This is a genomic window from Pseudarthrobacter defluvii, from assembly GCF_030816725.1.
In the GTDB taxonomy this organism is placed as follows: domain Bacteria; phylum Actinomycetota; class Actinomycetes; order Actinomycetales; family Micrococcaceae; genus Arthrobacter; species Arthrobacter defluvii_A.
Map to the genome: position 1 here is coordinate 2,620,968 of NZ_JAUSYG010000001.1, position 24,069 is coordinate 2,645,036.

Sequence of the window (24,069 nt, forward strand, 5' to 3'; positions counted from 1 at the left end):
ACTACAGTGGATGCATGGCTCCCAGCCGCCGTCCGCTCGACGACCTGCGCGAAACCATCGGCCATCTGGCCGATCAACTCAAGCTGCCCAATTCGGAGCGCGTTGACGACCTGGTGGGCGATCTCATCGGCACCAGGCCCGGTCCGGCCCGGCCGCTGTCCGAGGTGCAGGCCGAACTCGATGCGCTGGTCGGACTGGAGACCGTGAAGGAACAGGTGCGCGCCCTCGTCGCGCTGCTCCAGGTCCAGGCCCGCCGTAAGGCGCACGGCCTTCCGGAGGTTGCCACATCACAGCACCTGGTCTTCCTCGGAAACCCGGGCACGGGCAAGACCACCGTGGCGCGGCTCCTGGCCGAGATGTACCGCGCGGTCGGCCTGCTGCAGAAAGGCCACCTGGTGGAGGTTGACCGTTCGGGCCTGGTGGGGCAGTACGTCGGGCAGACTGCCATCAAGACGGACCGGGTCATCAGGCGTGCCCTGGACGGCGTCCTGTTCATCGATGAGGCCTATGCGCTGGCCCCGGAGGACGGCCGGATGGACTTCGGCCCCGAGGCGATCGAGGTCCTGCTCAAGCGGATGGAGGACCACCGCCACCGCCTGGTGGTGATCGTGGCCGGGTACCCGCGGCTGATGGAGGCCTTCTTGCTCTCAAACCCCGGGCTGCGTTCCCGGTTCGCCCGCGAGATCACTTTCCCCGACTACTCAGTCGAGGCACTCCAGACGATCTTCCACCAAATGCTGGCCCAGCACGAGTACACGCTGGAGCCGGGTGCGGACCAGATGCTGCGCCGCATCCTCACCGGGCTCCACGCGGGCGAGGACTCCGGCAACGCACGGTTCGCCCGAACACTTTTTGAACAGGCGCTCAACCGGCAGGCGCTGCGGCTGTCGCGGGACGAGGAACAAAGCCTGGACGCGCTCGACCGCGAGGCCGTCATGACGCTCACCACGGAGGACATCGTCGAGGCCGCGCTGGCTTTGGGCGAGGAGCCGGAGCCGGAACCGACAGAGCCGCCGGAACCGGAGCAGCCACGATGGTGGCGCTGGCTGGTCTGACTGCTCCCCGTAAGTTGGAGAATTTCAGTCCAACTTACGGGGAACAGTCCAGCACGCGTGGACGATATTGCCGTCCGTAGTGCTGCTTACTGTTCGATGACCAGCAGCAGGTCGCCACCCTGGACCTGCTCGACTGCGGAGATGGCGAGGCGGGACACCTTGCCGGCTACCGGCGTCGTAATTGATGCTTCCATCTTCATTGCCTCGATGGTTGCCACCGTGTCTCCTGCCTTGACCGTGTCGCCCGGCTTGACCGTGACGGTGACGGCGCCGGCGAAGGGGGCGGCCACCTGGCCGGGCTGGGCGGGATCGGCCTTTTCGGCGGCCTTGACGTTGCTCACCACGGATCGGTCGCGGACCATGACCGGGCGCGACTGTCCGTTGAGGGTGCACATGACGGTGCGCATGCCCTTTTCGTCCGGCTCCGAGACAGCTTCCAGGGAGGCGATGAGGCGGACGCCGCGCTCCAGCTGGATTTCGTGCTCGGTGCCGCGCTGCAGGCCGTATAGGTAGTCGCGGGTGTCCAGGACGGAGATGTTGCCGTACGTCTCCACACTCTTCAGGTAGTCCTTGGTGGGACCGTCGAAGAGCAACCGGTTCAGCGTGTGCTGGCGGGTCTTGGAATCCGACTTGAGCGCAGCGCTGTCCTCCGCGCTTAGCTCGACGTCGCGTACCTTCACGCTCCTGCCCTGCAAGGCCTTGGTGCGGAAGGGTTCGGGCCAGCCGCCGGGAGGATCTCCGAGTTCGCCGGACAGGAAGCCGATGACGGAGTCGGGGATGTCGTAGTTCTGCGGGTTGGCTTCGAAGTCGGCGGGATCGGCGTTGAGGCCCACCAGGTGCAGGGCGAGGTCGCCCACCACCTTGGAGGACGGCGTCACCTTCACCAGGTGCCCCAGGATCCGGTCGGCGGCGGTGTACATGTCCTCGATGGCCTCGAACCGCTCCCCCAGGCCCAGGGCCATGGCCTGCTGGCGCAGGTTGGACAGCTGGCCGCCGGGGATCTCGTGCTTGTACACGCGTCCGGTGGGGCCGGGCAGGCCGGACTCAAAGGGCGCGTAGACGCGGCGGACAGCTTCCCAGTACGGCTCAAGCGAGCTGACGGCTTCCAGGCTGAGGCCGGTGTCCCGCGGCGTGTGGGCCAGGGCAGCAACAAGGGCCGACGCCGACACCTGGCTGGTGGTGCCGGCAAGCGACGCGGATGCCACGTCCACAGCATCCACGCCTGCGTCTACAGCCGCCAGCAGGGTGGCCAGCTGGCCGCCTGCGGTGTCGTGCGTGTGCAGGTGCACGGGCAGGTCGAAGCGTTCGCGGAGCGCAGCAACGAGCTTGGCGGCGGCGGCGGGCCGCAGCAGTCCTGCCATGTCCTTGATGGCCAGGATGTGCGCTCCGGCGTCAACGATCTTCTGCGCCAGCCCCAGGTAGTAGTCCAGGGTGTAGAGCTTCTCTGCCGGATCCAGCAGGTCGCCGGTGTAGCAGAGCGCCACTTCCGCCACCGCGGTACCGGTGGCCCGGACTGCGCGGATGGCCGGAGCCATCTGGTTGACGTCATTCAGGGCATCGAAAATGCGGAAGATGTCGATGCCGGTGGCCGCAGCCTCGTTGACGAAGGCTTCGGTGACCTCTTCGGGGTAGGGCGTGTAGCCCACCGTGTTGCGGCCGCGCAGCAGCATCTGGATGCAGACGTTGGGCAGGGCCTTGCGCAGGGCAGCGAGACGGTCCCAGGGATCCTCGCCCAGGAAGCGCAGCGCCACATCGTAGGTGGCACCGCCCCACGCCTCGACGGACAGCAGCTGCGGCATGAGGGCCGTCACGGCGGGGCCGGCGGCAACGAGGTCCCGGGTGCGGACACGGGTGGCCAGCAGGGACTGGTGCGCGTCGCGGAAGGTGGTGTCGGTGACGGCGACGGCGTTCTGCTCCCGCAACGCGCGTGCGAAACCTTCCGGGCCCAGCTCAAGGAGCTTCTGGCGTGAACCGGGTGCCGCCTGCTTGTCCTTGACGTCGGGCAGCTTGTGGGCGGGATCGGAATGCAGGGTCAGCTCGCCGTTGGGCTTGTTGACGGTGACGTCGGCCAGCCAGGTCAGGAGCTTGGTACCGCGGTCCGCGGAGACGCGGGCCTTGAGCAGTTCCGGGCGCTGGTCGATGAAGTTCGTTGCCACGTCGCCGGCGATGAAATCAGGGTCATCCAGCACAGCCTGGAGGAAGGGAATGTTCGTGGAGACACCGCGGATGCGGAACTCGGCCAGGGAGCGGCGGGCACGGGCAACCGCCGTTGGGTAGTCCCGGCCGCGGCAGGTGAGCTTGACCAGCATGGAGTCGAAGTGGGGGCTGATCTCGGCGCCGGAGTAGACGGTGCCGCCGTCGAGCCGCACACCGGCGCCGCCGGCCGAGCGGTACCCGGTGATCTTTCCGACGTCCGGACGGAACCCGTTGGCGGGATCCTCGGTGGTGATGCGGCTCTGGAGGGCGGCGCCGCGCAGCTTGACGGTGTCCTGCGAGAGGCCCAGGTCGGCGAGGGTTTCACCGGAGGCAATCCGCATCTGGGCCTGGACCAGGTCCACATCCGTGACTTCCTCGGTGACAGTGTGCTCCACCTGGATGCGCGGGTTCATCTCGATGAAGACGTGCTGGCCTGCCCGCTCACCCTCGGTGTCCACCAGGAACTCGACCGTACCGGCGTTGACGTAGTTCAGGGCCTGGGCGAACTTGACCGCATCCCGGTAGAGGGCCTGGCGGATGCCTTCGTCCAGGTTGGGGGCAGGAGCGATCTCGATGACCTTCTGGTGCCGCCGCTGGATGGAGCAGTCGCGCTCAAAGAGGTGCATGACATTGCCCTCGGCGTCGGCGAGGATCTGCACCTCGATGTGCCGGGGGCGGAGGACCGCCTGCTCAAGGAACATGGTGGGGTCACCGAATGCGGCGTCGGCTTCGCGCATGGCCGCCTTCAGGGCTTCGGGCAGTGCCTCGCGGGTATCCACCCGCCGCATACCGCGGCCGCCGCCGCCGGCCACAGCCTTGGCGAAAATAGGGAATCCGATCTCGTCGGCCGCGGCCAGGAGCTCGTCCAGGTCCTTGGACGGCTCGCTGGACTTCAGGACCGGTACGCCGGCCGCGCGGGCGGCCTTCAGGGCCGCAACCTTGTTTCCGGCAAGCTCCAGCACTTCGGCGGGCGGGCCCACGAAGGTAATGCCTGCTTCCTTTGCTGCCCGGGCCAGTTCCGGGTTTTCGGAGAGGAATCCGTAGCCGGGGTAGATCGCGTCCGCACCGGACTCCTTGGCCACCCGTACCACCTCCGCGACGTCAAGGTATGCCCGGACGGGGTGTCCTTCCTCGCCGATCAGGTAGGCCTCGTCCGCTTTCTGGCGGTGGATCGAGTTTCGGTCCTCTTGGGGAAAGACGGCAACGGTCTTGGCGCCCAGCTCGTAGCCGGCGCGGAAGGCCCTGATCGCGATTTCACCGCGGTTGGCCACCAGAACTTTGGAAAACATACTTCTCCTGCATCATTGCGGGTGGATCGATGAGTGGTCACAGTGTCTAGGACCTACAAGGACAAACACAAATCTTTGTGGTCACGGTCACAGATTTTTCCGTCATGTCCTGAACGCTTTCAGCCTGGCTGGCGGAAACGGCCCCGGCAGCACAGCCGGTGCCATGCCGACGCCCGATAAAGCAGGATTCGCCGGCGCATCAACATATGATGTGTAGGGCGGCAGGACCGTCCGGCTTTGGCTCTGCCGAGGCAAACATTACCCCCAACACGGCATCCGGCGTTAGGTTTTGGTCTCTCAAGTGCAAGTAGTCAGCATCAGCAGCCTTAAGGGTGGAGTCGGCAAGACTTCCGTCACCACAGGATTGGCGTCTGCGGCGCTGTCCGCGGGAGTACGCGCGCTGGTGGTGGACCTGGATCCACATGCTGATGCCACTACCGCTCTGGGTGTCCAGCCCGGCGAACAGCTGGATATTGGCAGGATGCTCAAGAGCCCCCGCAGGGCAAAACTGGCGGAGAACGTGGTCCGCAGCAATTGGGCTGACCGCACCGCCTCGAACGGTTCCGGGCCCGCCGTCCTGGATGTCGCCGTCGGCTCCGCCTACACGGGTATCTATGACCGGCCGGACCTGGGCCGCCGTGACCTCCGCCGGCTTTCCGCCGTGCTGGCCGGCGCCAATGACTACCAGCTGGTGCTGATCGACTGCCCGCCGTCCCTTAACGGGCTGACGCGGATGGCGTGGGCTGCCAGCGACAAAGTTGCCCTGGTTGCCGAGCCCGGCCTGTTTTCGGTTGCCGGCACCGAACGCACCATGCGGGCCATCCAGCTGTTCAAGCAGGAGTTCGCCCCGAGCCTCTCACCGGCAGGGATCGTGGCAAACCGGGTCCGGAGCGGCTCGTCCGAGCACACGTACCGCCTGGCCGAGATGGAGTCTATGTTCGGCGAGCTCCTCTTGAGTCCGCGGATTCCGGAACAGGCCAACTGGCAGCAGATCCAGGGCGCTGCGCACCCCGTCCACCACTGGCCCGGGGATTCGGCCAAGTCGGCTGCCGGCCTGTTTGACGACCTGCTGTCCAACCTGATGGCCACCGGCAGCGGCCTGCGGAGCCGCGCCCGCTGAAGCGGCTGCAACGCCCGCAGCGCGCAACGACACTTGAACGATAAGGGGCGCCCTCCAGCCGGAGGGCGCCCCTTATCTGCTTGGCTGTTCGGGTCAGCTGATCTTCCGCGCGGCCCGGCGCTTGCTCAATTCGTCGTCGGGAAAGGACTGCTCGGCCGCGTGTTCGCTGGGCAGCGAAGCCAGGCTGCCCTCCACCTCGCGCCAAACCCGCCCAACCGCAATGCCGAAAACTCCCTGGCCGCCCTGGACCAAGTCAATGACCTCATCGGCGGACGTGCACTCGTAGACGCTGGCGCCGTCGCTCATGAGCGTGATCTGGGCCAGGTCCTCAACCCCGCGCTCCCGCAGGTGTTCCACCGCGGTACGGATCTGCTGGAGGGATACCCCGGTGTCCAGGAGCCGCTTGACCACCTTGAGCACCAGGATGTCGCGGAATCCATAGAGCCGCTGCGAACCGGATCCTGCAGCGCCACGGACGGCAGGTTCAACGAGACCGGTACGGGCCCAGTAATCGAGCTGGCGGTAGGTGATTCCGGCGGCTTTGCAGGCGGTGGGGCCGCGGTAGCCGGCGTCTTCGTCGAGTACGGGAAGATCCTCGGTGAACAGGAGGCCCTGGGCACCACTCACGGGCACAGCAACACCAGCCTTGGGCTGCTTTAGCCCGCCTGCTTCGCCTTTGGGACTCACCTGGATCCTCCTTGTCGTACGCTCCCTTGGTACTGATACGGCAGCATGTGCATGAAGACCATGCGTGTAATTTTTCCGCGGGGCGCACTTTCCAGTGTGACTTGCGCGGCTGCCGTTAGCAAGGAAACTTGATACTTCGACGTTAGGCCCGGCGGGTCCCGAGGTCAAAGACCTTCGGGGCTTGGAAGAGGCGTGTCGAAAGTTTCAGCCTTAACTTTAACCTTAACGTGACCTTAACCGTCGAAATCCTCGGGTTCCACGTCGTCCAGGAACTCGCGGAAGCGGCGCAGCTCGCGTTCCTCGTCAACCGTGGGGCCGGGCTCGGCGTCCTCACCCTCGTCGTGCTCGGTGATACGGACCCCGGCCTCGTCCATCACGGAATCAGCACACCAGATGCGGCACTTGGCGCGCAGCGCAACCGCAAGCGCGTCGGAGGCCCGCGAGCTCACGGTGGTTCCGTTTTCAAACTGCAGCTGCCCGTAGAAGATGTTGTCCTCCACGGCCACAATATTGACGCTGACCACGGAGTGGCCCAGGGACTCCACGACATCCACGAGGAGGTCGTGCGTCATGGGCCGGGGCGGGACGACGCCCTGCTGTGCCAGGGCAATGGCGCTGGCCTCCGGTGTGCCGATCCAGATGGGCACATGGCGTTCGCCGTGCATCTCCTTGAGCAGGACCAAGGGCTGGTTGGAAGGCAGTTCGATGCGAACGCCTACAATCTCGACTTCGATCATCAGATGTCCATGCGTGAGATGTGGTCCTGCACCAGGGCCCTGTGCAGGGTGAGGCAGAGGTCGCTGATTTCACGGGCGGCCTCCGCTGCCCGCGCCTGCGATGCCGAGTCCTTGCGGGAGGCAAGCGGCGCGACTGCACGTTCCACCAGGCCGAATTCCCGTTCGGCCGCCGCCTGGAAGGGCCGCAGGTGGCGGGGTTCCAGGCCGTGGCTTTCCAGCTGTACGCAGGCCCGGGCAACCTGGAGGGCGTGCTCGTCGAACTGGCCGTTGCTGTGGCTGATGAGGCCGAAGCTCAGGAGTGACTGCAGCAGGGGAACGCTGGCGCCGGATTCGGTGCGGAGCTGTTCCTCGCTGAGCTTGCGGCCGCGGTTTTGCAGCTCGGCGGCCAGCTCATCGGAGACGATGCGTGGGGACACCACGACGCCGGGCGGCAGGTTCTCCGGCCGCTCTCTCCCCTGTCGATGGCGTCAAGGTAGTCCTTGATGACTTTCAGGGGCAGGTACTGGTCCCGCTGCAGCGCCAGCACGAAGCGCAGCCGCTCGACGTCGCCGTCGGAATACTGCCGGTAGCCTGCAGGCGTGCGGCGGGGGTTAATGAGCCCCTTCTCCTCGAGGAACCGGATCTTCGACGCGGTCATGCCCGGGAAGTCGGCGCTCAGCTGGGCCAGGACTTCGCCGATGTTCAGGACCTGGGGACCCCGGCGTTCCGGTTGTGCCATTGCCACAGGCAGCGGTCCCCCGGTCAGCTGCGGCCTGCCGCCGTGGCAGGGCTCAGGTAGAAGGTGAGGCGGAACTTGCCGATCTGGACTTCGCTGCCGGACTTCAGCTCAACCCGGTCCACCCGGTCATGGTTGACGTAGGTGCCGTTGAGGCTGTTCTTGTCAACGACCTCGAAGCTGCGCGGGGTGCGCCGGAATTCGACGTGGCGCCGCGATACCGTGACGTCGTCCAGGAAAATATCCGCGTCCGGGTGGCGGCCTGCGGTGGTGACATCGGAGTCCAGCAGGAACCGGGCACCGGCGTTCGGGCCGCTGTGGGCCACGAGCAGCGCCGAACCGGCGGGCAGCGCTTCAACCGAGTTGCGCTCGTCCGAGGACAACTTGGGGGCGATGGTGGGTTCGTCGGTGACGGGGGTGAGATGGATCGAGGTGGTCTCCGACGCCCTAGCCGCACCCGTGCCGTAATCCCCATCGGCAGGGTTGTGTCTGTGGCCAGCCATGGATTCCTCCTCTTAGACGTTGCGGGCATCGAACCCGCAACCAACATTTGCTCTCCGGCCCTGCCTGCAGGTCCGGCACCGGCACCCGTTCCCGGCTTTGACGTGCGGAGACGCATTGCCTGCGGCGCGGGGCCGGACCGGAATTACCCGTTAGCTTTAGCCTACCTGTTGTTCGTACTCGGATGCACTGAGCAAAGACTCAACGGCGTCAGGTTCGGCGAGTTTGACCTCGATGAGCCAGCCGTCACCGTAGGGATCGGTGTTGATCAGGGCCGAATCGGTGTCGAGGGAGTCGTTTTTGGCCACGACTTCACCGGAAACGGGCGCGTAGATGTCGCTGACGCTCTTGGTGGACTCGACTTCGCCCACCACTTCGTTTGCCGTAATCTTCGTGCCGACCTCAGGCATCTGGGCGTACACGACATCTCCCAGGGCATCCTGGGCAAAGTCGGTGATTCCCACGCGGACCACGCCGTCGGCATTCGGGGCGGTGACCCACTCATGCTCGGCGGTGTAGGACAGGTCTTCGGGAATGTTGCTCATGGGAGGCCTTTCATCGGGGTACACGCCAATGTCAAAAGGGGCACGCAAAACGGGCCGCCGCTGAAAGTATAGGCATATCTGCCGGGGCCGGCACGGGGGCTTTCTGACAAGATGGGGCCATGAATGCAAGCATCGGTGCAGCGTCCCTGGAACTGGGCGGGTAGGCCATGCCGGAACTTCCTGAAGTCGCCGGCCTCGCTGGGTTCCTGGACGAACAGCTGCGGGGCTGCGTGGTCACCAAACTGCAGATCGTCTCCTTTGCCGTGCTCAAGACCGCCGACCCGCCCTACAACGCCATCGAGGGACGGACGGTGTCAGGCGTGCGCCGGTTCGGGAAGTTCATCAGCGTCGACACGGACGGTATTTCCCTGGTGTTCCACCTGGCACGGGCAGGATGGGTGCGTTTCACCGACTCCCCTGCCGACAGCCAGCTCAGGATGGGCAAGGGCCTCATCGCGGTCCGGGCAGCGTTCTCGGGTCCCCAGGGGCCGCGCGGGCTGGACCTGACCGAGGCGGGCACCAAGAAGAGCCTGGCCGTCTACGTGGTGCGGGATCCGCAGGAGGTGCCGGGCATCGCCGCGCTGGGCCCGGATCCCTTTACCGAGGCGTTCGACGCCGACATGCTGGCAGAGATCCTGGCCGGCAGTTCCCAGCAGATCAAGGGACTCCTGCGCAGCCAAAGCGTCATCGCGGGCATCGGCAACGCCTACAGCGATGAAATCCTGCACGCCGCGCGAATCTCGCCGTTCGCCGTCGCCAAGTCCCTGGACCGTGGCACGGTGCAGGTGCTGTACGACGCCATCCACAGCGTGCTTGGGGAGGCGCTGGCGGAAGCGGCCGGCAAGCCGCCCAAGGACCTTAAGGACGTCAAGCGGAGCCACATGCGCGTGCACGCGCGCACCGGCGAGGCCTGTCCGGTCTGCGGTGATACCGTCCGGGAGGTGTCCTTCGCGGACACCGCCCTTCAGTACTGCCCCACCTGCCAGACCAAAGGCAAGATGCTGGCGGACCGCAGGACGTCGAAGTTCCTGAAGTAACAAGATCCGGCACCCGGGGCGTCATCCGGCGACTGTGGCAGCCGAGCGGACAGTATCCCGGGTGAAAGGATTGCGATTCGGGACTTCCGGTCCTGCCCGGGCACGCCCTCGGAGCGTAGCGTCTTGATCAAGGCTCGCAACTCTCGATCAGCACAAGGGGGCCACAATGCGCAGCTCTCGTCCCGCCGTCCTGGTAATGGCCTTGGCCCTCGCCCTCGGCGGTGGACCCGGGGGCACTGGCCTGGCCCCGGCGGGGGCCGTTGCATCAGCGGTGGTTGCGCAGCAGAGCGTTCCGGCATCCATGGCGGTGCAGCAGGCCGGCGACGACGCGATCGTCCAGCATTATGAGCAGCTCGGCGGCAGCGCATCGTTTCTCGGCCCGCCAGTGGGGAGCGCGTACGACATCGCCGGGGGCCGCGCCCAGGACTACACCGCCGGCACGATCTACTGGAGCGCCGGCACCGGAGCGCGCGAGGTGCACGGGGCAATCCGCGGACGCTATCTCGCCTTGGGCGGCCCAGCCGGGTTCTTTGGCTTCCCCCTGACGGACGAGACCGCCGCCCCGGGCGCCGCCGGCCAGTACAACGACTTCGCCCGCGGCACGATCTACTGGAGCCCCGGCACCGGGGCGCACGAGGTGCACGGGGCAATCCGCGGACGCTATCTCGCCTTGGGCGGACCAACCGGGTACCTGGGCTTCCCGCTCACCGACGAGACCAACGTCCCGGGCGCCGCCGGCCAGTACAACGACTTCGCCCGCGGCACGATCTACTGGAGCGCCGGCACCGGCGCACACGAGGTGCACGGGGCGATCCGCGGACGCTATCTGGAGCTCGGCGGGCCAGCGGGGTTCTTTGGCTTCCCCGTGACGGACGAGACCGCCACTCCGGGCGCCGTTGGCCAGTACAACGACTTCGCCCGCGGAACGATCTACTGGAGCCCCGCCACTGGGGCGCACGAGGTGCACGGGGCGGTCCGCGGACGCTACCTGGAGCTCGGCGGCCCGTCCGGCGCGCTCGGATTCCCCGCGACGGACGAGACCGGCACCCCGGACGGGGTCGGCCGGTACAACCACTTCAGCGGCACGAGCGCCGGCTCATCGATCTACTGGTCGCCCACCACGGGAGCCCACGAGGTGTATGGAGCCATCCGGGCCCAGTGGGCGGCCCTCGGTTGGGAGCGCAGCCGGCTCGGCTACCCGACAACCGGCGAGTATGGCATCACGGACGGGCGCCGCAACGACTTCGCGCACGGTTCGATCCTGTGGCACGGGGCCAGCGGCAGGACCGAGGTCATCTACACCACCGTCCCGTCGGCGCTCCTGGGCGTTGACCTCGAGCGCATTCCCACAACGCAGAAGGTTGTCGCGCTCACGTTCGACGCCGGCGCCAAGGACGCCGCTCTCCGATCGATCCTTGCCACCCTCGCAGCGAACGGCGTCCCGGGTACGTTCTTCCTCACCGGAGATTGGGTCAACCAGTTCCCCTCCGACCCCGCGCTGATCTACAACGCAGGACATCGGATCGGCAACCACTCCATGACCCACCCGGACTTCACGACCCTGACCGACGCCCAGATTGCGGCCGAGATCGGCAACGCGCAGAGGACGATCGAGACGGCCGGAGGCAACCCGCTCCCGTTCTTCCGCTTCCCGTTTGGCGCCCGGGACTCCCGCACGATCGCAGACGTCAACGCCGCCGGCTACACGGGAATCCGGTGGACCGTTGACACCCTGGGCTGGCAAGGAACCATGAACGGAACGCGCGGCCCGGGCTTCATCGTCCAGCGCGTCATGGCATCAGCACAGCCCGGGGAGATCATCCTGATGCACCTCGGCTCGAACCCCGACGACGGCTCTACACTCGACGCCGCAGCCCTCCCCCAGGTGATCTCCCAGTTCCGGGCGGCAGGTTACGGCTTCGTCACCCTCGACGCCGCCCTCGGTTAGCTGGCCCCCGGGGCTGGCCACGCGTGGAAGGGGCTTGGCCGGGTGGTTTAATCCCGACAACGCAAAAGCCGCGGAAACCCTTAAGTTTCCGCGGCTTTGTGGTCGGGCTGACAGGATTTGAACCTGCGACCCCTTGACCCCCAGTCAAGTGCGCTACCAAGCTGCGCTACAGCCCGCTGGTTCCGCCGTTCTCCGCTGAACTCAACCCGTAGGTTTTCATCAGCAGTCCGGCCGAACCACCTAGAAGAGCTTACACGATCCGGAGGGGTGCCTGTGACACTTTCCCGTGATCAGCTCCCAGGTGTGTCGGATTTAACGCTTCCGGCCCCGCTTCTCACGCACGCGCATGCTGACTTCAATGGGCGTGCCTTCGAATCCAAATGTTTCGCGCAACCGGCGGGTGATGAACCGGCGGTAGCCGGGGTCGAGGAATCCGGTGGTAAACAGCACGAACTTCGGCGGCCGGCTGGAGGCCTGGGTGCCGAAGAGGATGCGCGGCTGCTTGCCGCCGCGGACCGGGTGCGGGTGCGCGGCCACAAGTTCACCCAGGAAGGCATTCAAGCGTCCTGTGGCAATGCGCCGGTCCCAGTTCTCCAGGGCCAGGTCCAGCGCAGGAACCAGGCGGTCCTTGTGCCAGCCGGTCTTTGCCGAGATGTTGACGCGCGGAGCCCAGTCGACGTGGGCCAAGTCCTGCTCGATCTCGCGCTCCAGATAGCGGCGGCGTTCGTCGTCGAGCAGGTCCCACTTGTTGAAGGCCAGGACCAGGGCGCGCCCGGACTCGATGGCCAGCTGAAGGATGCGCACGTCCTGCTCGCTGAGGACCTCGTCCACGGCAAGGAGCACGACGGCGACCTCCGCCTTCTCGAGCGCGGCCTGCGTCCGGAGGGAGGCGTAGTAGTCCGCGCCCTGGGCCATGTGCTGGCGGCGGCGGATGCCGGCTGTGTCCACGAAGCGCCAGGTGCGGCCGCCAAGTTCGATGAATTCGTCCACGGGGTCCCGGGTGGTGCCGGCGGTGTTGTCCACCACCACGCGTTCGGATCCTGCCAGCTTGTTCAGCAGCGAGGACTTGCCCACGTTGGGGCGGCCAATCAGGGCAATGCGGCGGGGACCGCCGGAACGCTCCACACCTTCAACGGTGGAGAACTCAGGCAGCACATCCATGACATGGTCCAGGAGGTCGGCCACCCCGCGGCCGTGCAGTGCCGAGACCGGGTACGGCTCGCCGAAACCAAGGCCCCACAGTGCTGCGCTGTCGGCTTCCTGGGCAAAGTCGTCCACTTTGTTAGCCACCATGATGACCGGCTTCTTGCTGCGGCGCAGCATCTTCATGACGCCTTCATCGGTGGCGGTGGCGCCGACGGCGGAGTCAACCACGAAAAGGACGGCATCGGCGAGTTCGACTGCCATCTCGGCCTGCTCGGCAACCCTGGCGTGGATGCCGCGGGCGTCGTGTTCCCAACCCCCGGTGTCCACCAGAGTGAAGTTCCGGCCGTTCCAGTTCGCGGAGTACATCACGCGGTCGCGAGTAACGCCGGGGGTATCCTCCACCACCGCTTCACGGCGGCCCAGGATGCGGTTCACCAGCGTGGACTTGCCCACGTTCGGACGGCCGATAATGGCAAGGACGGGGTCCAGCTTGAGGGGGCCTTCGAGGTCCTCGTCGCCGTACTCCCCGCTCAGCAGGGCGGCGTCGTCCTCGTCAAGCTCATAGTCCTCCAGGCCGGCCCTGAGGGAGGCGGCACGCAGCTCCGCTTCGTCGTCGTCAATCGCTGCCAGGCGCTCGGCAACCTGGTCGGTGCCTGCGGGCCTGTATTCGTCTTCGGCGCCGGAATGCCCGGAGGTCTGGGTGGTGTCGCTCATTGCAAGTCCTTAGTGGTCATCTGCCGGCGTCCCGGCTACTGCTGTCAAATCTTTGGTGTCAGCGAAAGGCAGGGGCTGCCCGCTGAGTTGGATGGTGTCCTGGACGTGCCCTGCCAGCGCTGCACGGATCTCCCGCGCCGCCCTGTCCATTGAAGCACGCCCGGTTTCGCCTGCCCGGCGGGCCAATGTGAGGGCGGACCCAAAGCTGACGTGGAAACGGCGCCCGGGCCGCGGAACAAAGTCCAGGTGCTCATCGCCCCGGCGGGTGCCCAGGATGGCAACCGGCACCACCGGCGCCCCGGAGTTCAGCGCCAGCCAGGCCACGCCGCCGTTGATGTCCGCGGCTGCCCCGCTCCCCCGGGTTCCTTCAGGGAGGATCCCAACGCACCGCCCGGCGTCGAGCACGTCCTTGCAGCGCTGCAGCGCAGCGCGGTCGCCCCGGCGGTCCACCGGAAGCTGGCCGGAGGCGGTCAGAACCTTGCCCAGGAGACCTTTGAACATCTCCTGCTTCACCAGGATGTGCATGGGCCGGGGCGCGGCGCCGAACATCACTGGCCCGTCCAGGAGACTGATGTGGTTGGCCGCGAAAATCACCGGGCCGCCGGTGGGCACGTTGCTTCTGCCGGTCACACTGGTCCGGTAGACCAGATGGTCGAGGATCCAGCCCACCGGCCTGCTCCACGCCATGGTCAGGTTGGACGGCAGGACGGCCACGGACTCAGTCACGGTTGAGGACCTTGGTGACAATCACGAGGGCGGCATCGACGGTCTGCTCGAAGTCCAGGTCAGAGGAATCCAGCGTCACTACCCCGGAAGCGGCCTGCGTGAAGTTAACCACGGTGGGAGTCCTGGGCATCGCGGTGCGTTACCTGGGCTGCCAGCTGCTCGGCGTTCTGCGTTCCGCCCAGCTGGATGCCCCGGCGGCGCAGGCGGGCTTCCTCGCTGGCGGTGAGGAGCATGCGCACCTCGGCCCCGGGGGCGACGACGGTGGTGATGTCACGTCCTTCCACCACCATGCGGCGGTGGTGCTTTTCGATCAGGTCCCGCTGCCGCCGGATCAGTTCGGTGCGGGCACCGAGCGTGGTGGCGACGGCGCTGACGGCGGAGGAGATGGCCGGCTCCCGGATGGCATCAGTGACGTCCACGCCACCGACCCGGACATATTCCTCCAAGGGGCTGGTGCTCAGTTCCAGGACGAAGTCGCGGGACGCCTGCTCCACCGCAGCGCCGTCTTCCAGGTCGACGCCTTCGGTGACGCAGTACCAGGTCAGGGCACGGTACATGGCGCCGGTGTCCAGGTAGGCCAGCCGGAGCCTGCGGGCAACTTCCTTGCTCACGCTGGACTTTCCGGAGCCTGAGGGCCCGTCGATGGCAACCACCAGCGGCCGGCCGATGCGCAGGGCGCGCATGGATTCGAGGAGTTCCTGTGTCATTACTGAAGTACCCGCCATCCGCGGTCGTTGAGAGCTTCGATCAGGTGGTCGTGCTTGTTCGGCAACACGGAGATTTCCACCATACCCACGTTTTGGCCCGACGAGTGGTCAAGCCGCAGGTCCTCCAGGTTGACGCCGATCTCCCCGATCTCGGTGAGCAGCCGGGCGATTTGGCCGGGTTTGTCATCCACCAGGACGGTAAGCCACGCGTAGGCCTGCGGCGGGCCGCCGTGTTTCCCGGGGATGCGCGCCTGTCCGGCGTTGCCCTCGCTCATCAGCTGCGCGAGGTCCAGCCGTGCCCCGGGTGCGGTGGGGTCCTCCAGGGTTCCAATCAACCGGTTCAGGTCTTCCCGGACACCGTAAAGGATCTCCACCACCTTGTCCGCGTTGCCGCCAAGGATCTGGACCCACAGGGTGGGGTCGCTGGCTGCGATCCTGGTGACGTCGCGCAGGCCGTTGCCCGCCAGGGACAGCGCATGCAGCGGAGTTCCCTGCAGCCGGCTGGCCAGCAGCGAGGACATCACCTGGGGCAGGTGCGAGACCAGCGCAACAGCTTCGTCGTGTTCGTCCGCCGTGAACTGCGAGACGACGGCCCCAAGGTCCGAGGCGAGCGAGCGGGCCACCTGCAAGGCGGCACCGGACGTTTCCTCCGAGGGGCAGAGCACCCAGGGCATGGAGGTGAAAAGTTCACCGCGTGCCGCCACCGGGCCGGACTTTTCCCGTCCCGCCATTGGGTGGGTCCCCACGTAGCGGGACAGGTCCACGCCGGATTCCCGCAGCCGGGCCAGGATGTGCGCCTTCACGCTGGCGATATCGATGACCACAGCATCCGGGTAGGTGGACAAGGCGGCGAGGACGACGTCGGCCGTCACGTCAGGCGGAGCAGCCACCACCACAAGCTGCGGCGACGCGTCGCCGAGTTCGGACAACGGGCGGCCGGCACCGATGTCCACGGCCACCGCCTGGTTGGTGGGCGACGGGTCGGAAAGGAATACGGGCACACCGCGCCCCCGCAGGCCCAGCCCGATGCTGGTGCCCAGCAGCCCGGTACCGATGACCACCACCGGGCCGTCCAGGTGGCCGCGGCCCTGGCTTTTGAACGCCGACATGCGTCAGAGTCCTACGGATGCCAGCAGGTGGCCGACTTCCTGCTTGCCCAGGTTGCGGATGCTGCCCTGGCGCTGGTCGCCGAGCCCGATCGGGCCCACCTTGACGCGCACAAGCCGCTGGACCGGGAAGCCGACGGCATCGAACATGCGGCGCACGATGCGGTTCTTGCCCGAGTGGAGCACAACTTCGATCAGCACGTGGCCGGGCGTGGAATCGACCAGGCGGAAGGAATCCACGGCAGCGACGCCGTCCTCCAGCTCAACGCCTGCCTTCAGCTGGGCACCGACACCCTGCGGGAACGGCCCGCGCACCTGCACCAGGTAGGTCTTGGGCACCTCGTAGGACGGGTGGGTCAGCCGGTTTGCCAGTTCGCCGTCGTTGGTCAGCAGCAGCAGGCCTTCGGTGGCGACGTCGAGCCGGCCAACGTGGAAGAGGCGTTCGCCAGTGTTCTTGTTGCTCTTCAGGAAGTCGCTGATGCAGGGCCGCCCCTCGGGGTCCTCCATGGTGGACACCACGCCCTTGGGCTTGTTGAACACCATGTACACCAGGTTCTCGTCCAGCTGGATCCGCAGGCCGTCAACGTGGATGACGGCGGTCTTGGGGTCGACGCGGACGCCGAGCTCGGTAACCACCTGGCCGTCCACCTCCACGCGGCCCTCGGCAATCATCTCCTCGCAGACGCGGCGGGAGGCGACTCCTGCTGACGCCATGACTTTCTGGAGGCGGACGCCGTCGGAATCGTGGAGGTCCGACTGGGGAACGTTGCCGCGGGGGTGCTTTTTCCGGGCCGGTTTGCGGACCGGGCCCAGGTTCTGGCCGAAGCGTTCGCTGCCGAACGCGCGGGAAGCGGCTGCGCCGGGGGCGCCGGTGCGGGCCTTGGGCTTGGGGGCGCCGGTGCGGGCCTTGGGCTTGGGGGCGCCGGGAGTACCCGGGGCCTTCTTGGCGCCGGGCTTGCGGGCGGCAGGCTTGCGCGACGACGGCTTGGCACCCCTGGTGCCCTCCGTCCCCTGTCCGGGCTGGCTCCCGGCGAGGTCGGGGTCGATGAAGCGTTCCTCGCGGGGCTTGGGAGCGCGGTGGGGACGGTCCCCACCGAATCCTGCAACCCGTTTTCCTGTGCCCCCGCGGGAGCCCCCGCTGAAGCTGCCGCCCTGTGGGCTGCGCTGCTGGGAGTTGTTGCGTTCGTTTCCGCCGCGTCCCGAACTGTTACGTGGTGAACCCTGGCGTCCCGCCTGTGTCATGACCCGTCCTTCAATGTGTTTTGGCCGGCAGCGATGTCCAAGGACAACCCTAGCCAGCCGCGCAGACTTCGTCTGCCCTGATAACTAAAACTGGTAAATACGTGCTGCAGGCAGGGGTGGCCTGCCTACATGGTGTCGGCGTCGTAGAACTCTGCGATCCCGTCAAGCCCCGGAAGGTGCGGTGACAGCTGGGGCAACTCCTCCACTGAACCAATTCCCATCCGTTCGAGGAAGTAGGAAGTAGTTCGGTAAAGGATTGCGCCGGACTCGGGATCTGTTCCCGCGTCCTCGATCAGCCCGCGCTGGGCCAGCGTCCGTACGACAGAGTCAACATTGACCCCGCGAATTGCGGACACGCGCGCCCGGGAAACGGGCTGGCGGTACGCGATGACCGCCAGTGTTTCCAACGCCGCCTGGGTGAGCCTGGCCGTCTGCCCCTCAAGCACGTACTTGCCCACAATGTCGGCAAACTCGGCGCGGGAGTAGATCCGCCAGCCGCCGGCGATGTTCCGCAAGTCAAAACCCCGGGGGCTGGAACCGATACCAGCGTGGCTGGCACTCTCCATCTCCGGGGCTTTAACAGTATAGCCGTTATACTCACGCTGCAGTTCGGCCAGCAGGGAGCGGACCGAGTCCACCGTCAGCCCCACCCCTGCGGCCAGCTCCTCCTCCGTGGCCGGCTCGTCCAAAACCATGAGGACGGCTTCCAGGGCAGCCTTGGCTCCCCCGGGAAGGTCGGCGAAGTCCGGCCCGTGGCCGGTGTCGTCCTGCTGCTGCGTATCCTGCGACGGGTTCACAGTTGCTCCTCGAATTCTTCGCTTAGGTTTTCCGCCGACCAGTCCCGGCGGTCGGCCGTCCAGTGGATGGCAAGGTCCGCCAGCGGGGAGAGCTGGTCGAACGAGACAGCCCGGTCCCGGAACAGTTCCAGAAGTGCCAGGAACCGGGCCACCACCACCAGGGTGGACCCGGCGTCTGCGATCAGGGAACGGAAGGTCAGCGGCGACTCCTGCTGGAGCCTGAGGCCCAGCACTTCTGCCTGCTCCTTGACGCTGACGTTGCTGCCGTGCAGGTGGCCAAGCCCCACCTGGGGTGGCTGCGCGGGCGCCTTGGGCCGGAGCGCGGCTTCAGCCAAAGCCGCAAACTGCTGGGGCGTGTGCTTCCAGACCAGCTCGGGCAGCATCGCGGCAAAGTGTTCCTCCAACGCCACCTGCCGGGGAAAGCGCCGGCCTTCCTGATGCAGGGTTTCGCCCAGGATGCCTGCCACCTGCTTGAAGGCCTTGTACTGGAGCAGCCGGGCAAAGAGGAGGTCGCGCGCCTCCAGCAGCGCGATGTCCTCGTCGTCCTCGACTTCACCGGCGGGGAGCAGCCGTGCCGCCTTGAGGTCAAGCAGGGTGGCGGCAATCACCAGGAACTCGCTCGCCTCATCCAGCGCCCATTCCTCGCCGAGCTGCTGCAGCTTCCGGATGTACTTGATGAACTCATCCGTGACGGTGGCGATGGCCACTTCGGTGATGTCCAGCTGGTGCTTGGCGATCAGCCCGAGGAGGAGGTCGAACGGACCCGTGAAGTTGGCCAGCCGCACCTCGAAGCCGGGCTTGGTTTCGGCCACGGCGTGGTTAGGGTGCGCCGCCGCGGGAGATCAGCTCCTTGGCGAGCCGGCGGTAGGCGTCAGCACCCACATGGTTCCCGGCGTAGCTGGTGATGGGCTCCGCGGCCACGGTGGCGTCCGCGAACTTGATGGAGCGCTTGATGACGGTTTCGAAGACCTTGTCACCGAACGCTTCCACCAGCCGGGTAATGACTTCACGGCTGTGCAGGGTCCGTGCGTCATACATGGTGGCCAGCACGCCGTCCACCTGAAGGCGGGGGTTCAACCGGTCCTGGACTTTGTCGATGGTTTCAACGAGGAGGGCCACGGCGCGGAGCGCGAAGAACTCGCAGATGAGCGGGATGATGACGCCATGGGCCGCGGTGAGGGCGTTGACGGTCAGGAGGCCCAGGGACGGCTGGCAGTCGATGAGGACGACGTCGTAGTCGTCTTCGACTTTCTTCAGCGCACGGTCCAGGACCTGTTCACGCGCCACCTCGTTGACCAGCTGCACTTCCGCGGCGGAGAGGTCGATGTTGGCCGGCAGCAGGTCCACGTTTTCCACGCCGGTCTGGTGGATGGCGTCGCGGATGTCCACCTTGCGGTCCATCAGGACGTTGTACACCGTGAGGTCCAGCTCGTGCGGGTTGACGCCCAGACCGGCGGACAGGGCACCCTGGGGGTCGAAATCCACCAGCAGGACGCGGCGGCCGTATTCGGCGAGCGCCGCCGCGAGATTAATCGTGGAGGTGGTCTTTCCCACGCCGCCCTTCTGGTTGACCATGGCGATCACGCGGGCCGGACCGTGGGAGGACAGCGGCGCGGGGTCCGGGAACTCACGGTATGGGCGCCCCGTGGGCCCCATCACCGTGTTTTCGAGGTCGAATTCCGTGCCCTCCAGAGTTGCTGAACCCTGTTCGCTGCTCACGTATTTGTCCACACTTTCGATGACGGTGATTTCCTGCCGCTGGCTCGCCAGCGCCGATCGTTCTGCTCCCTAGGTTACAGCGCCCGACACGGTATTCGACGGAACTTGACTTTCCCCGGATGTTGAGCCTTGACCCTCTAGCTGAGGTCGAAGGTTGAGGCGGACGGGAACACAAAACCGCCCCCGCAGCGTGGCTGCAGGGGCGGTTTCGGATCGGCTGGGTGCGTGGTGCTAGGCCTTTGCTGCCTCGCGTGCGCCTTCTTCCTTCGGCGCCATTTCGCCGTGCCCGGCGATCATGGTCTGCTCGTCGAAAGGCACTTCGCCGGAGAGGACCCGGGCGACCTGCCCGCCGTCGATCTCCTTGACCCAGGTTCCCACCAGGACCGTTGCTACGGCGTTGCCGGTGAAGTTGGTCAGGGCGCGGGCCTCGGACATGAAGCGGTCGATACCCACGATCATGCCCACGCCGCCCAGCAGTTCCGGACGGTGTGCCTGCAGGCCGGCGGCGAGGGTGGCCAGGCCCGCGCCGGTCACGCCGGCCGCACCCTTGGAGGCGATGATCATGAAGACCAGCAGGGAGATCTGGGCCCCGAGGTCCAGCGGCGTTCCCATGGCGTTGGCCACGAAGAGGGAGGCCATGGTCAGGTAGATGGCCGTGCCGTCCAGGTTGAAGGAGTAGCCGGTGGGGACGGTGACGCCAACAACAGGCTTGGAGACGCCCAGGTGCTCCATCTTCGCGATCAGGCGCGGCAGGGCAGCTTCGGAGGACGAGGTGGAGAAGATAATGAGGTACTCACGGGCCAGGTACTTCATGAGCTTGAAGATGTTCACCCCGGCAACCACCTGGAGCAGGCCGCCCAGGATGACCACAATGAAGAGTGCGCAGGTGATGTAGAAGGCGATCATGAGGGTGAACATGCTCACGATGGCCTGGAATCCGGTAGCGCCGACGACGGCGGCGATGGCACCGAAGGCGCCCACCGGAGCGAGCCACATGATCATGATGAGGATGCGGAACACGAGGGCCTGGGCGTGGCCAATGGCCTTGAGGATCGGTGTGCCCTGGGCGCCCATCTTCTGCAGTGCGAAGCCAACCAGGATGGCGGCAAGGAGGGTGGGCAGGACGGGGATGTCGCCGGGAATGATGCCCATCAGGAAGTCCACGGTGCTGTCCGTGGCGGCCTTCTTGTTGGGATCGTAGGGCGTGAGCTTCAGGCCCTCACCCGGGTGGATCAGGTTGCCCACCACCAGGCCGATGGCCAAGGCGAAGGTGGACATGATGATGAAGTAACCGAGCGCCAGGCCGCCGACTTTGCCCACGGTGGCTGCCTTGGCGATGGAGCCGATGCCCAGGACGATGGTGCAGAAGATGACCGGAGCGATCATCATCTTGATGAGCTTGACGAAGCCGTCGCCCAGGGGCTTGAGGGATTTGCCGACCTCGGGGAAGATCAGGCCAACCAGCGCGCCCAGAATGACGGCCGCGATAACGGCGATGTAGAGGTAGTGGGACTTGTCCAGTCCCTTGCGCCGCGGGGCCGCGGTCTCGAGCGACTCTCCTCGTTGAGAAGCCATGTGTGTCTCCTTGTGGATATTCTGATAGACGCTGCGGCGCAGTCTCTGGGCTCAACACGTCCTTGCAATGTGATACCCATCATTCGGCACCCCGTGATTCAGCTCACCGTTGCGTTCATATTGGTCGCGGCACCCGCAGGGTCAACTGGAGGTACGCATGATCCACCGCTGGAGCATTGCCCGCCGGCTCTTCCTGGCGAACCTGCTGATCGTCGTCTCCTTTATCGCCATTGTGGGAACGGCCGCGTACGTGGACGCCAGGGACCGCACCTACGACGAAGCAGGCCGCCGGATGGAAGGGGTGGCCGCCTCCATCGCCGCCAATCCCCTGGTGCTGCAGGCCGCAACGACGCCGGATCCGTCCGCCCTCCTGCAGCCCTACGCCAGCGATGTATCCACTGCGGCGCACATCGATTTCATTACCATCATGGCTCCGGACCGGACCCGGTGGACGCACCCGCGGGACGAGGAGCTGGGCCGCCCCTACATCGGCTCCATTAACGCCGCGCTGCGGGGCCAGGCGTTCACGGAAGTGACGGCAGGCACCCTTGGACCCTCCGTCCGGACCATCGTGCCGGTCAAAGACTCCACGGGGACGGTCAAGGCCCTCGTGGCGGCCGGGGTTACCGTCCGCAACGTCGACGTCGCCCTGGCCGGCCGCCTCCCGGTCCTGCTGGCCGTCGGCATCGCCCTGCTGGTGGGAGGTTCCCTGGCATCCTGGCTGCTGGGCCGCTACCTGCGGCAGGTGACCCGCGGGTGGGGGCCCGAACAACTCGCCCAGCTGTTCGCGTACTACGAATCCGTCCTGCACTCGGTCCGCGAAGGCCTCATACTGATCGACGCCAGGAAGCGCGTGGTGATGTACAACGACCAGGCTGCCGAACTGCTCGGCCTGCCGGAGACGGGCAGCAACGATCCCACCCGTCCTCCCTCGCTGGCGGAACTGCCCCTGGACAGTGAACTGCGCAGCCTGTTCGACTCCGGGCGGACCACCAAGGACGAGATGGTCCTGGCCGGATCCCGGGTGCTGGTGGTGAACCAGGGCCCGGCGCGGGGTCCCGACACCCCCGGGTCACGCGGGAAAGTGCCAGTGTACGGAACCGTGGCAACCCTCCGGGACCGGACAGAGATCGAAGCGTTGGGCAACGAACTGCAGACCATGCGGACCCTTTCGGATGCGCTCCGGGCACAGACCCACGAACACGCCAACAGGCTGCACACCATGGTTTCGCTCCTGGAGCTGGGCCGGACCGGGGAAGCCCTGGACTTTGCCACGCAGGACCTTGCCCTGAGCCAGCAGCTGACCGACGACATGGTGAGATCGATCGACGAGCCGGTGGTGGGCGCCCTGGTGATGGGGAAGGTGGCCGAGGCCCACGAGCGCGGTGTCCAGCTGGAGGTGTCCACCCTCAACTCCGGCACCGCCCCCGGCCTGGCTGTCCAGGACCTGGTGACGATTCTGGGCAACCTGCTGGACAACGCCATCGATGCTGCCGCCGAGGCACCGCCGCCAAGGCGGGTGGTGCTGACCCTGGAGGCGGACGAGGAAGGCCTGGACATCGCCGTCAACGATTCCGGGGCGGCCATCGATCCCGGGGATTCCGAGAAGATCTTCCGGCATGGATACAGCACGAAGCCCGCAGGGACGGGCGGCCGGGGCATTGGCCTGGCGCTGGTCCGGCAGGCGGTGCAGCGACTGGGCGGTACGCTGGCCACTAATGGTCGGCGCGGCGCCAAGTTCGAAGTATTCCTGCCTGCGGCGGTGTCCGTGGAGAAGGAGCAAAGACAGTGAGCAACATCCGTGTCCTCGTTGTCGAAGACGAGGCCATCGCTTCGGCGGCCCACGCCGCATACGTGGGGCGGCTGGAAGGGTTTGAGCTTGCAGGGACTGCACCCGACGGCCAGTCCGCCCTGCGGCTGCTGAACGAATTCGTGGCCGCGGGCGAGCCCGTGGAACTGGTCCTGCTCGACATGAACCTGCCGGACCTCCACGGCCTGGACATCGCCAGGCGGATGCGCTCTGCTGGGATCCTTGCGGACATCATCGCCATCACGGCCGTCCGGGAGCTGGCAATTGTGCGCAGCGCCGTCGCCATCGGCGTGGTCCAGTACCTGATCAAGCCCTTCACGTTCGCCACGTTCTCCGACAAGCTGGAAAACTACCGCCAGTTCCGTCAGCAGCTGGCCGGTTCCAGCGTGGGCCCCGGCAAAGGAGGCGCCTCCCAGAGTGAGGTTGACCGGGCGTTCGCCAGCCTTAGGGCACCGTCCGAACTCCCGCTGCCCAAGGGCCTCTCCACCTCGACCCTCGGCTCCGTCCAGGAGTTCCTGCGCCAACAACCCGAGGCTGTATCCGCCACCGAGGTCATGGACGCCCTGGGCATGTCCCGCGTCACGGCGCGGCGCTACCTCGAGTACCTTGCCGACGCCGGCACGGTGTCCCGGACTGCCCGTTACGGCACGCCGGGAAGGCCGGAGAACGAATACCGCTGGAACGCCCGCTGACCCCG

The 24,069-nt window shown here is 66.5% G+C and carries 19 protein-coding genes, 1 tRNA gene and 2 pseudogenes; 6 read left to right on the plus strand and 16 right to left on the minus strand.

Annotated features, from left to right (window positions below; genetic code table 11):
- Positions 1-14 precede the first annotated feature (14 nt).
- Positions 15-1,055, plus strand: a complete 1,041-nt coding sequence (locus QF031_RS12320) for an AAA family ATPase (protein WP_307428336.1) — start codon at positions 15-17, stop codon at positions 1,053-1,055.
- Between the two features lie 86 nt (positions 1,056-1,141).
- Here QF031_RS12320 and QF031_RS12325 read toward each other — a convergent pair whose 3' ends face one another.
- Positions 1,142-4,540, minus strand: coding sequence for a pyruvate carboxylase (locus tag QF031_RS12325; protein WP_307428340.1), 3,399 nt, complete (start codon positions 4,538-4,540; stop codon positions 1,142-1,144).
- A 301-nt stretch (positions 4,541-4,841) separates the two neighbouring features.
- On the opposite strand from QF031_RS12325, the gene QF031_RS12330 reads away from it, so the two are divergent.
- Positions 4,842-5,660: a ParA family protein gene (locus QF031_RS12330; RefSeq protein ID WP_307428343.1), complete on the plus strand. Its 819-nt coding sequence runs from the start codon at positions 4,842-4,844 to the stop codon at positions 5,658-5,660.
- Between the two features lie 93 nt (positions 5,661-5,753).
- On the opposite strand, the gene QF031_RS12335 is transcribed toward QF031_RS12330, so the two are convergent.
- From QF031_RS12335 to gcvH, 5 genes and pseudogenes are all read right to left on the minus strand, one after another.
- Positions 5,754-6,347, minus strand: a complete 594-nt coding sequence (locus tag QF031_RS12335; protein WP_142134380.1) for a MerR family transcriptional regulator — start codon at positions 6,345-6,347, stop codon at positions 5,754-5,756.
- Positions 6,348-6,580: 233 nt separating this feature from the next.
- Positions 6,581-7,084 carry a bifunctional nuclease family protein gene (locus QF031_RS12340; protein WP_056331728.1) on the minus strand — a complete coding sequence of 168 codons (504 nt, stop codon included), beginning with the start codon at positions 7,082-7,084 and terminating at the stop codon, positions 6,581-6,583.
- A pseudogene (ftsR, locus tag QF031_RS12345) lies at positions 7,084-7,802 on the minus strand (transcriptional regulator FtsR). The gene QF031_RS12340 and the pseudogene ftsR overlap by 1 nt, the downstream one beginning before the upstream one ends.
- A gap of 23 nt (positions 7,803-7,825) precedes the next feature.
- The gene (locus QF031_RS12350; RefSeq protein ID WP_307428347.1) at positions 7,826-8,302 is read right to left on the minus strand and encodes an FHA domain-containing protein; all 477 of its coding nucleotides are present in this window, start codon (positions 8,300-8,302) and stop codon (positions 7,826-7,828) included.
- Positions 8,303-8,458: 156 nt separating this feature from the next.
- Complete coding sequence (gene gcvH / locus QF031_RS12355; protein WP_307428350.1) at positions 8,459-8,845, minus strand: glycine cleavage system protein GcvH; 387 nt, start codon at positions 8,843-8,845, stop codon at positions 8,459-8,461.
- Between the two features lie 167 nt (positions 8,846-9,012).
- Between gcvH and QF031_RS12360 the strand changes: the two genes are divergently transcribed.
- Positions 9,013-9,882, plus strand: coding sequence for an Fpg/Nei family DNA glycosylase (locus tag QF031_RS12360; protein ID WP_307428353.1), 870 nt, complete (start codon positions 9,013-9,015; stop codon positions 9,880-9,882).
- A gap of 166 nt (positions 9,883-10,048) precedes the next feature.
- A complete protein-coding gene (locus QF031_RS12365; RefSeq protein ID WP_307428356.1) occupies positions 10,049-11,830 on the plus strand; it encodes a polysaccharide deacetylase family protein in 1,782 nt (593 codons plus the stop codon).
- 99 nt (positions 11,831-11,929) lie between these two features.
- On the opposite strand, the gene QF031_RS12370 is transcribed toward QF031_RS12365, so the two are convergent.
- The 10 genes and pseudogenes from QF031_RS12370 to QF031_RS12415 all read right to left on the minus strand — a co-directional run bounded on the left by QF031_RS12370 (position 11,930) and on the right by QF031_RS12415 (position 21,562).
- Positions 11,930-12,006 (minus strand) — tRNA-Pro (locus QF031_RS12370).
- Positions 12,007-12,142: 136 nt separating this feature from the next.
- On the minus strand, positions 12,143-13,690 hold the full coding sequence (der, locus tag QF031_RS12375) for a ribosome biogenesis GTPase Der (RefSeq protein WP_307428359.1): 1,548 nt from the start codon (positions 13,688-13,690) through the stop codon (positions 12,143-12,145).
- A gap of 9 nt (positions 13,691-13,699) precedes the next feature.
- Complete coding sequence (locus QF031_RS12380; RefSeq protein WP_307433324.1) at positions 13,700-14,377, minus strand: lysophospholipid acyltransferase family protein; 678 nt, start codon at positions 14,375-14,377, stop codon at positions 13,700-13,702.
- A 31-nt stretch (positions 14,378-14,408) separates the two neighbouring features.
- Positions 14,409-15,123: pseudogene (gene cmk, locus QF031_RS12385) on the minus strand ((d)CMP kinase).
- Positions 15,123-16,232 (minus strand): prephenate dehydrogenase, encoded by a 1,110-nt coding sequence (locus tag QF031_RS12390; protein ID WP_307428362.1) that lies wholly within the window; start codon positions 16,230-16,232, stop codon positions 15,123-15,125. The pseudogene cmk and the gene QF031_RS12390 overlap by 1 nt, the downstream one beginning before the upstream one ends.
- Before the next feature lie 3 nt (positions 16,233-16,235).
- On the minus strand, positions 16,236-17,471 hold the full coding sequence (locus tag QF031_RS12395) for a pseudouridine synthase (protein WP_307428365.1): 1,236 nt from the start codon (positions 17,469-17,471) through the stop codon (positions 16,236-16,238).
- A 125-nt stretch (positions 17,472-17,596) separates the two neighbouring features.
- Positions 17,597-18,268, minus strand: coding sequence for an SMC-Scp complex subunit ScpB (scpB, locus tag QF031_RS12400; RefSeq protein WP_307428367.1), 672 nt, complete (start codon positions 18,266-18,268; stop codon positions 17,597-17,599).
- Positions 18,265-19,080: a segregation and condensation protein A gene (locus QF031_RS12405; RefSeq protein WP_307428368.1), complete on the minus strand. Its 816-nt coding sequence runs from the start codon at positions 19,078-19,080 to the stop codon at positions 18,265-18,267. The genes scpB and QF031_RS12405 overlap by 4 nt, the downstream gene beginning before the upstream one ends.
- A gap of 7 nt (positions 19,081-19,087) precedes the next feature.
- Positions 19,088-19,987 (minus strand): ParA family protein, encoded by a 900-nt coding sequence (locus QF031_RS12410; protein WP_307428371.1) that lies wholly within the window; start codon positions 19,985-19,987, stop codon positions 19,088-19,090.
- Between the two features lie 231 nt (positions 19,988-20,218).
- Positions 20,219-21,562 carry a cation:dicarboxylate symporter family transporter gene (locus QF031_RS12415; protein WP_307428374.1) on the minus strand — a complete coding sequence of 448 codons (1,344 nt, stop codon included), beginning with the start codon at positions 21,560-21,562 and terminating at the stop codon, positions 20,219-20,221.
- A gap of 157 nt (positions 21,563-21,719) precedes the next feature.
- Between QF031_RS12415 and QF031_RS12420 the strand changes: the two genes are divergently transcribed.
- Together QF031_RS12420 and QF031_RS12425 are read left to right on the plus strand one after the other, a co-directional pair.
- Positions 21,720-23,354, plus strand: coding sequence for a sensor histidine kinase (locus QF031_RS12420; protein ID WP_307428376.1), 1,635 nt, complete (start codon positions 21,720-21,722; stop codon positions 23,352-23,354).
- Complete coding sequence (locus QF031_RS12425) at positions 23,351-24,064, plus strand: response regulator (protein ID WP_307428379.1); 714 nt, start codon at positions 23,351-23,353, stop codon at positions 24,062-24,064. The genes QF031_RS12420 and QF031_RS12425 overlap by 4 nt, the downstream gene beginning before the upstream one ends.
- Positions 24,065-24,069 lie beyond the last annotated feature (5 nt).

Excerpts from the sequence above, each read along its gene's own strand:
- QF031_RS12320 (WP_307428336.1), top strand. The coding sequence starts at position 15 with ATGGCTCCCAGCCGCCGTCCGCTCGACGACCTGCGCGAAACCATCGGC.
- QF031_RS12325 (WP_307428340.1), bottom strand. The coding sequence starts at position 4,540 with ATGTTTTCCAAAGTTCTGGTGGCCAACCGCGGTGAAATCGCGATCAGG.
- QF031_RS12340 (WP_056331728.1), bottom strand. The coding sequence starts at position 7,084 with ATGATCGAAGTCGAGATTGTAGGCGTTCGCATCGAACTGCCTTCCAAC.
- QF031_RS12350 (WP_307428347.1), bottom strand. The coding sequence starts at position 8,302 with ATGGCTGGCCACAGACACAACCCTGCCGATGGGGATTACGGCACGGGT.
- gcvH (WP_307428350.1), bottom strand. The coding sequence starts at position 8,845 with ATGAGCAACATTCCCGAAGACCTGTCCTACACCGCCGAGCATGAGTGG.
- QF031_RS12360 (WP_307428353.1), top strand. The coding sequence starts at position 9,013 with ATGCCGGAACTTCCTGAAGTCGCCGGCCTCGCTGGGTTCCTGGACGAA.
- QF031_RS12365 (WP_307428356.1), top strand. The coding sequence starts at position 10,049 with ATGCGCAGCTCTCGTCCCGCCGTCCTGGTAATGGCCTTGGCCCTCGCC.
- der (WP_307428359.1), bottom strand. The coding sequence starts at position 13,690 with ATGAGCGACACCACCCAGACCTCCGGGCATTCCGGCGCCGAAGACGAA.
- QF031_RS12380 (WP_307433324.1), bottom strand. The coding sequence starts at position 14,377 with ATGGCGTGGAGCAGGCCGGTGGGCTGGATCCTCGACCATCTGGTCTAC.
- QF031_RS12390 (WP_307428362.1), bottom strand. The coding sequence starts at position 16,232 with ATGTCGGCGTTCAAAAGCCAGGGCCGCGGCCACCTGGACGGCCCGGTG.
- QF031_RS12395 (WP_307428365.1), bottom strand. The coding sequence starts at position 17,471 with ATGACACAGGCGGGACGCCAGGGTTCACCACGTAACAGTTCGGGACGC.
- QF031_RS12415 (WP_307428374.1), bottom strand. The coding sequence starts at position 21,562 with ATGGCTTCTCAACGAGGAGAGTCGCTCGAGACCGCGGCCCCGCGGCGC.
- QF031_RS12420 (WP_307428376.1), top strand. The coding sequence starts at position 21,720 with ATGATCCACCGCTGGAGCATTGCCCGCCGGCTCTTCCTGGCGAACCTG.